We start from the raw sequence: 8,236 nt of genomic DNA on the forward strand, positions 1-8,236 counted from the left end.
CGGCCGCCATGAAGATCGTCCTGGCCGCGACGGAGAACCGGCTCGCCGATGCCTGGGAGAAGGCCTTCGCCGATGTCGCCGACGTCGGCGTCCACCGCGGCTCGATCTTCGACGTCGCCTGCGACGCCGTGGTCAGCCCGGCGAACAGCTTCGGCTTCATGGATGGCGGCATCGACGCGCTGTATCTCGACCGGTTCGGGGTCGAGGTCCAGACCCGGCTGCGCCGCCTGATCCTGGACCGCCACCATGGCGAGCTGCTGGTCGGCAGCGCCGAGGTGGTCGAGACCGGCGACCTTGCCCAGCCCTTCCTGATCGCCGCGCCGACCATGCGGGTGCCGATGGTGCTGGGACCGGACACCGTCAATCCCTACCTGGCGACCCGTGCCGTCCTGCTGCTGGCCCGGCATGGCACCTTGCCAACCGGCGAGCCCCTGGCGGACCGCCTGCGCGTCATCGCCTTTCCGGGCATGGGAACCGGCGTCGGCCGCGTTCCGGCCGAGATCTGCGCCCGGCAGATGCGTGCGGCGGTCGACGAATTCCTGCTCGACGGCTTTCGGATGCCGAAGAGCTGGGCGGAGGCCAGCGAAGGCCACCAGATTCTGTACACCGACCGTCCGACCCGGCTGCAGTACTGACCGCCGGCCCGCGGGCGCCTGTACCGCCGGCCAGGAATCGCCAGACCGCGGCGCAGATCGATCACGGCCGGAGCCCTGATTGCGGCCGCGGCGTGACGAAATCCGGCTCGATCCGGCTGCGCTTGAAGCCGGCTTTGCGGCACAGATCCGCCGACAGCGCGTAGGTCGTATTGGCCCGGTTCGGCCTCAGCCGGTCGAACAGACTGTCACATTCGATATAGCCGGCCGCTGCAGCCCGTTCGCGCAGCGGCTCTCCGATCGTCCAATTGGCGACCCAGGTCATGGGGATCGTGCCCCAGATCAGTACCCCGGCGATCAGCCACCACCATTTTTCCTGCAGCCCGAGCACCTGCTTCCGCAGACGATGCGCCCGCACGGCAAGCCAGCCGAGGATGTGCACCACCGGAAAAACGGCGCCAAACAGCATGATGAAGCCGCCGGGAACCATGATCTTCACCACGTCAGCACGCATCGCCAAGCTCGCATCCACCTCCTGGAGCCTGCAGACGGCCCAACCAAACATGGAGAGGCCGAGAGCGTCCAACAAAAGCAATGCCGGAATGGAGATCCACGGTTTCCTGATACCCGGCTCGGCACGAGAGGGGGCGATCGTCCGTCACCACCGTGGCGCCATCAAGCCGGTGGCCGCGGCGTGTCGAAATCCGGCTCAATCCGGCTGCGCTGGAAGCCTGCTTTACGACATTGATCCGCAGAGAGTGCGTATGTTGTGTAAGCGTGGCCGCGTTCCAGCCGGTCAAAGATGCCGTCGCATTCGATATAGCCGGCCGCCGCTGCCCGTTCGCGCAAGGGGATCCCGATCATCCAATTGGCAATGAAGATCAGCGGAAAAACCGCAAGTACCAGGACCGACAAAATCGCCCACAAGTGCCTTTGCCGTAGGCCGATGACAGGCTTCCGCCGACGCTCCGCCCAATTGCCGAGCAGACCGATGATGTGCATTATCGGGAAAATAGGCCCGAACAGCATGATGAAGCCCACGGGCGTCGTAATCCGCACCACGTCAGCGTGCATTGCCAATTGGGCACTCGTATCGCTCAGGGCGGAGATGCCGACACCGCAGATGAAGAGGCCGACGGCATCGAACAGAAGCCAGACGGGAATAACCCACCAAGGCGGCCTTGTACCGGGCCGGACATGCAGGGCCGCCAGACGCGCCAGGAGGCCGTTGCGCTGCACTACCGCCGCCCCAGGATAAGGCCTCGCCACGGGCTTGGCCCTGGGTTGTCATGGTAGAATTGCCCGAGAATGCGCTGACCGCGAGCTTTCCTGGCCTCATCTTCAGCCCAGTGCTGCACTGCTTTGTCGAGTGCTATCGAGATGAATCCTGAAACACTAGAAGCGACCCCAAGCTGGTCCAGCGCCATACTGACTAGCAAACCCGCGACGATCGCTCCGCCAACTACCACACAGACCGGGAAGTTCATCAGAGCGAGAACAGACGCCGCGCCAATGCTGGCGGCGCTTGACAGAGCCGCAACCATGGTGCCTTTTAGAACGTTGCCGAAGACTTGGCTGAGCGTCTGTTCCCCCATCAGATGGCGGATGATCTCAAGAGGCACCAGAACAACGATGGTGATGATGACGTTCAATGCGCCTTCGGCGGCGGCCGCCGCCCGGGTCAGGCCGTAGGTGATCACCTTCGGATTCGTCGGCAGATATCGGCTGGCGCTGAGCACCTTGCGCAACCCGGCATAGCCTCGCAGGATCACATAGGTCCGGCCGTTGATCTCCTTGGTGTAGTATCTCCCGTTCAGCCCCAGTTCCCGCAGCAGCTCCACGCCCGATCTCGCGTCCCGCAGCAGGGGGATGATCCCCGGCACGTCGAGCGCTCCCCGAGTGTTGGTCTCCAGGAACTTGTTGGTATCGATCAGCGTCCGGGCGAGATCCTCGACACTGATGACGACCGCCTCCTCCTCCTTGCGGTCGGCCATGCGGATCGCATATCGGTTGTAGGTGCCACCAGGGCCCATCGATGACTCCATCACGTCGTCCGTGTGTGGAGCCTACACGGTCCGGCGCGGCGATGGGAGGCCAGTCCTGCCGGGTCGGTCGGCCGTCAATCCGCATGCACCGACACCGCCGGCGCGCTGCCGCCGCCCTTGGGCTTGCGCAGCAGGAGCAGCAGCGGGATCGCCGCGATCGCCAGCACCATCAGCAGCTTGAAGTCGTCGATATAGGCGATCAGCGAGGCCTGCTGGTTGACCAGCTGGTCGACCATGGCGCGACCGGTCAGGGTGCCCGGCGACATCATGTCCGGCAGCTGCTGCACCGCCGGGCTGAAGGCGGTGACATGCTCGCCCAGCAGCTGGTGGTTGATCTGGGTGTTGCGGGTGAGCAGCGCCGTGACGATCGAGATGCCGATCGAGCTGCCGAGGTTGCGCGACACGCTGTAGATGCCGGCGCCCTCGTCGAGATAGAGGCGCGGCAGGGTCGAGAAGGCCATGGTCGAGAGCGGCACGAAGACGAGGCCGAGGCCGGCGCCCTGCACCACCCCGTCGAGCATGAACTCGGTCGAGGAGATGTCGAGGTTGTAGCCGCTCATCCGCCACAGCGAGCCGATGATCATGCCGAGCCCGATCAGCAGCAGCAGGCGGGTGTCGACCTTCCCGATCAGGCGGCCGACCACCATCATCGCCACCATGGTGCCGGCGCCGCGAGGGCCCATCACCAGGCCGGCGGTGACCACCGGATAGCCCAGCATGTTCTGCAGGAACGGCGTCGCCAGCGCCATGATCGAGTAGTAGAGCGACCCGACGATCGCCATCACCACCATGGCCACCACGAAGTTGCGGTCGGTGAACAGCGCCGGCCGGACGAAGGGCGCGTCGGCCGTCAGCAGATGGACGACGAAGAGGTAGAAGCCGAGCGCCGCCAGCACCAGCTCGATGATGATCTCGAGCGAGTTGAACCAGTCTTGGTCCTGGCCGCGGTCGAGCATCATCTGCAGCGCGCCGATGCCGAGGCTGAGGAAGGCGAAGCCGAGCCAGTCGAAGCGCTTGGCCGCCTGCCGGCCGCTGTTCGACATGAAGATCAGCATGCCGGCCAGCGCCAGGGCGCCGATCGGCACGTTGATGTAGAATACCCAGCGCCAGGAGTAGTGGTCGGTCAGCCAGCCGCCGAGGACAGGGCCCAGGATCGGGCCGACCATGACGCCGACGCCCCAGATCGCCATGGCCTGGCCGCGCCGCTCCGGCGGGTTGATGTCGATCACCGTGGCCTGGGACAGCGGCACCAACGGCGCGCCGAACACGCCCTGCAGCAGCCGGAACCCCACGATCTCGGTGACGTTCTGGGCCAGTCCGCACAGCACAGAGGCGGCGACGAAGCCGATCACCGAGACGATGAACAGGTTCTTGCGGCCGATCCGGCTGACCAGGGCGCCGGTGACCGGCGTCATGATCGCCGCGGCGACGATGTAGGAGGTCAGGACCCAGTTGATCTGGTCCTGGTTGGCGCCGAGGTTGCCCTGCATGTAGGGCAGGGCGATGTTGGCGATGGTGGTGTCGAGCGCCTGCATGATGGTCGCCAGCATCACGCAGACCGTGATCATCCCCCGATAGGGAACGCTTTCGCCTGGGGCCGCCATCTCACTGCGCTCCGAACGCCGTGCCTCCGAGGAAGGGCAGGCCGCGCGCATGGCCGGTGTCGATCGCGACCTCGGTGCTCATGCCCGCGCGCAGCTGCGGCTTGCCGGCGGTGTCGACCAGGATGCGGACCGGGATGCGCTGGGTCACCTTCACCCAGTTGCCGCTGGAGTTCTGCGGCGGCAGCAGCGAGAACTCGGCGCCGCTGGCCGGGCTGAGGCTGTCGACCTTGCCCTGCCAGGTGACGCCCGGATAGGTGTCGACCGTGACCTCGACCGGCTGGCCGGTCTTGACGTTGGTCAGGTCGGTCTCGTTCAGGTTGGCGTCGATCCAGACCTTGTCGGAGCGGACGATCGCCAGCACCGGCGAGCCGGCAGTGACATAGGCGCCGGGCAGCACCGCATCGGCCTTGGCGGCGATGCCGGGGAACGGCGCCTTGACCTGGGTGTGGTCGAGGTCGAGCTGCGCCTGGTCGCGCCGGGCCTGGGCCTGGCGGTAGGGCGGATAGTCGTCCAGCGTCAGGTCGGGATTGCCGCCCAGCTTGGCCAGGGTCATGCCGATCTGCGACTGGGCGACCTCGACATTGCTGCGGGCCATGTCGAGCGCCTGGCGGGCGTCGTCGAGGGCGGATTGCGAGGCGTTGCCGTTCTTCGCCAGGGCGGCGATGCGGTCGTAGTCCTTCTGGCGGTAGTCCTGGGTGGTGCGGGACTGCTCCAGCACCGCCTGCTGCTCTACCAGATTGGCCTTGATGCCCTGGAAATCGAAGGCGGACTGGCGCATGTCGGCCTCCGCCTGCTCCAGCGCGTAGCGCGGCGCCCGGTCGTCGATCCGGAACAGCACCTGGCCGGCCCGGACCGGCTGGTTGGTGGCGACGTCGATGCCGACCAGCCGGCCCGAGATCTCGGGCGCGATCGACACCGTGTCGGCATGGACATAGGCATTGTCAGTCTCGGCATAGCGGCCGCCCATGGCGTAGAGCGCCAGGCCGCCCACCGCGATCACCAGCGGCACGCCGGCCAGCAGCGCCAGGCGCAGGCCGCGCCGGCGCGGCCTGGCCGGCGACGGCATCGGTGCGGCCGGCGTGTCGCTGGCCTGCTGCGGCGAGGGCTTCGTGTTCGTGTCGTTGCTTCCGTCCGGCATCTCAGCACCGCCTGGCGGCATCGGCCGCCGGTTCGTCCGTCTCAGAGGTCAGCTTGGTCTTCAGGATCTGCAGGTCGCCGATCAGCCGGGCCATGACCTCGGCCGGCAGCCGGGCGCTGTAGTCGTCCTGCCACTGCGCGATCATGGCCTCGAGCTGGTCGACGATCGGCCGGGCGGGCGACAGCAGGTGCAGCGCATGGGCGCGCCGGTCGCGCGGGTCGCGCCGGCGCTCGACCCAGCCGCGCTTCTCCATCCGGTCGACCAGGCCGGTGACGGTCATCTTCTCGACGTCCAGCAGCTCCGCCAGCCGTGCCTGGGTGATGCCGGGATTGCGGTCGATGAACAGCAGCACCCGGTATTGCGGCCGGGTGAGGTCCAGCCCGGCCGCGCGCACCCGCTCCTCGAAGCGGCGGCGCAGCAGCTGATCGAGATCCTTGATCAGGGTGTAGAGGCTGACGAGAGGCTTGGTCTCGCTCATCTATGAAACGACCTGATTGTAAACTGCCTTACTATATGGCCGCTGACCGACCTGCGCAAACGACGGACCTATCGCCGCAGCGCAGGGCTGCCGGCAGGAATTCGCGCGGCGGCGGGGAAAGCTGTCAGCGCAGCCAGACTCTGGCCGTCGCGGTGGCGCCGGTGGCGTCGATCACGGTGATCTGCGCCGCGCCCGGGCCCGGCGGTGTCCAGTCGGCGTCGCGCTTCAGCGGCGAGGACGGGATCGGCCGGCCGTCGACCATCCACAGGAACGGCCGCCGCCCGCCGGTGGCGACCAGGGCCAGCGAGCCGAAGCGGTCGCCGTCGCGCGGCCGCTCCACCGCCGCGCCATCGGCCGGGAAGGCGATCGCCAGCGGTTCGATCCCGGCCAGGGACGGCAGCGGCGCGACCGTGACCGGGCCGGAGGGCAGACGCCTGAGCCGCGGCGGCAGATCCTCCGCCCGCACCACCGGCGTGCCGGCCGGCGGCGGACCGACCACGTCGCGGGCCGGCGGCGGCAGCAGGGCGAAGGCGCGGAACAGCAGCGGCGCCGCGGTGTTGCGGCCGAAGCGGTCGGGGCTGGGCGACCCGTCCGGCCGGCCGACCCAGACGCCGATCGTGTGCTCGGCGTCGAAGCCGATCGCCCAGGCGTCGCGGAAGCCGTAGGAGGTGCCGGTCTTGAAGGCGATGCGGCGGCCGTCGCGCATCAGCCCGGGATCGGCCATGGCCACCGGCGGCGGCGCCGAGGCCAGGATGTCGGTGACGTACCAGGCGGCCGAGGGGTCGAGGATGCGCGGCCCCTCGCCGCCGGACGGCGAGGCGTCGGCGCGGAAGACGATGTCGGGCACGGTGCCGCCGCGGGCGATGCCGGCATAGAGGCGGACGAGGTCGAGCAGCGTGGTGCCGCCGCCGCCCAGCGCCACGGCCAGGCTGGGCAGCACCGTCGGGTCGTCGAAGCGCAGCGGCGCCCCGGCCTGGCGCAGCCGGGCGGCAAAGCGGGCCGGGCCGACATGGTCCAGCAACTGCACTGCCGGGATGTTCAGCGACCGCTGCAGGGCCTCGCGCACCGAGACCTCGCCGGAATAGCCAGGGTCGAAATTGGTCGGGGCGTAGTCGCCGAAGCGCATCGGCAGGTCCAGCACCACCGTCTCGGGCAGGATGATGCGGTCCTCGAAGCCCATGCCGAAGATGAAGGGCTTCAGCGCCGAGCCGGGCGAACGCACGGCGCGGGCGAGGTCGACCTGGCCGTCGCGCCGCTCCTCGAAGAAGGTGCCGGAGCCGAGATAGCCGACCACCCGGCCGGTCGCGTTCTCCACCGCCCCCACGGCGAGGTTGCCGGTGGCGTCGAGGCCGCGCAGCGCGCGCTGCGCCAGTTCCTCCAGCCCCGCCTGCAGCCGACCGTCAATGGTGCTGCGCAGCACCTCCCGGCCGCGGTTCTCGGCCACCAGCCGCTCGGCCAGGTGCGGCGCCCGGAACGGCAGCGGCTGCCGGGCGGCCGGGGTCGGCTGTTCGGTCGCCTCGCGCGCCGCCTGCAGGTCCAGCGCCCCGGCCGCGGCGACGCGCATCAGCACCCGGTCGCGGGCCTGGCGAGCCGCCTGCGGGAAGCGGTCCGGCCGCAGCCGGGTGGGCGATTGCGGCAGCGCCACCAGCAGCGCCGCCTCGCCGGGGGTCAGGAGCTTCGGCTCCTTGCCGAAATAGGCCAGGGAGGCGGCGCGCACGCCCTCCAGGTTGCCGCCGAAGGGCGCCAGGGTCAGGTAGATGCCGAGGATCTCGTCCTTCGAGTAATGCGCCTCGAGCTGCAGGGCCCGGGCCATCTCGATCAGCTTCGAGCCGAAGGTGCGCGGCCGCGGCTCCAGGAGGCGCACCGCCTGCATGGTCAGGGTCGAGGCGCCGGAGACGACGCCGCCATGCCGGACCATCTGGCCGAAGGCGCGCGCGGTCGACAGCGGGTCGACGCCGAGATGCCGGCGGAAGCGCTTGTCCTCATAGGCCTGCAGCAGGGCCAGGTAGAGCGGCGACACGTCGTCGACCGTGGCCTGCAGCCGCCAAGTGCCGTCGCGGGCGGTGAAGGCGCGCAGCAGCTGCCCGTCCTTGTCGAGGACGATGGCGGAGCGGTCGAGATAGCGGCCGAGCGCCGGCGGGTAGCGGGCGTCGAGCCACAGCGCGGCGCCGACGACCAGCGCGGCCAGGGCGATGCCCGCCCCCGCCCCGATCGCGATCCGCCGCCAGAGTCTCGATATCCCGCCCATGCCGTCATTCTAGCGCAGCCGGTGGCGGATTGATGGCCGGAGCCTTTCGCCTCCTTTTTTATCCTCCCCCTCGCGGGAGGGGGCCAGGGGGAGGGGGTCTCTCGGCTCGGTCCGGCCTGGACTGTCGCAA

8 protein-coding genes are annotated in these 8,236 nt (G+C 69.0%); 1 reads left to right on the forward strand and 7 read right to left on the reverse strand.

Annotated features, from left to right (window positions below):
• The first annotated feature begins 8 nt into the window (after window positions 1-8).
• Window positions 9-635 (forward strand): macro domain-containing protein, encoded by a 627-nt coding sequence (locus LG391_RS25675; RefSeq protein WP_225770891.1) that lies wholly within the window; start codon window positions 9-11, stop codon window positions 633-635.
• Window positions 636-696: 61 nt separating this feature from the next.
• Here LG391_RS25675 and LG391_RS25680 read toward each other — a convergent pair whose 3' ends face one another.
• The 7 genes from LG391_RS25680 to pbpC all read right to left on the reverse strand — a co-directional run bounded on the left by LG391_RS25680 (window position 697) and on the right by pbpC (window position 8,106).
• Entirely contained in the window at window positions 697-1,107 is a 411-nt protein-coding gene (locus LG391_RS25680; RefSeq protein ID WP_225770892.1) for a hypothetical protein, read from the reverse strand.
• Window positions 1,108-1,268: 161 nt separating this feature from the next.
• Complete coding sequence (locus LG391_RS25685) at window positions 1,269-1,832, reverse strand: hypothetical protein (protein ID WP_225770893.1); 564 nt, start codon at window positions 1,830-1,832, stop codon at window positions 1,269-1,271.
• A complete protein-coding gene (locus LG391_RS25690) occupies window positions 1,832-2,587 on the reverse strand; it encodes a hypothetical protein (RefSeq protein WP_225770894.1) in 756 nt (251 codons plus the stop codon). The genes LG391_RS25685 and LG391_RS25690 overlap by 1 nt, the downstream gene beginning before the upstream one ends.
• A gap of 125 nt (window positions 2,588-2,712) precedes the next feature.
• On the reverse strand, window positions 2,713-4,242 hold the full coding sequence (locus LG391_RS25695) for a DHA2 family efflux MFS transporter permease subunit (protein WP_225770895.1): 1,530 nt from the start codon (window positions 4,240-4,242) through the stop codon (window positions 2,713-2,715).
• A 1-nt stretch (window position 4,243) separates the two neighbouring features.
• A complete protein-coding gene (locus tag LG391_RS25700) occupies window positions 4,244-5,380 on the reverse strand; it encodes an HlyD family secretion protein (protein ID WP_225770896.1) in 1,137 nt (378 codons plus the stop codon).
• A 1-nt stretch (window position 5,381) separates the two neighbouring features.
• Window positions 5,382-5,858: a MarR family winged helix-turn-helix transcriptional regulator gene (locus LG391_RS25705; RefSeq protein ID WP_225770897.1), complete on the reverse strand. Its 477-nt coding sequence runs from the start codon at window positions 5,856-5,858 to the stop codon at window positions 5,382-5,384.
• Between the two features lie 124 nt (window positions 5,859-5,982).
• Complete coding sequence (gene pbpC / locus LG391_RS25710) at window positions 5,983-8,106, reverse strand: penicillin-binding protein 1C (protein ID WP_225770898.1); 2,124 nt, start codon at window positions 8,104-8,106, stop codon at window positions 5,983-5,985.
• Between the last annotated feature and the right edge of the window lie 130 nt (window positions 8,107-8,236).

The sequence above is a fragment of the Inquilinus sp. Marseille-Q2685 genome (assembly GCF_916619195.1).
Classification (GTDB): Bacteria; Pseudomonadota; Alphaproteobacteria; order DSM-16000; family Inquilinaceae; genus Inquilinus.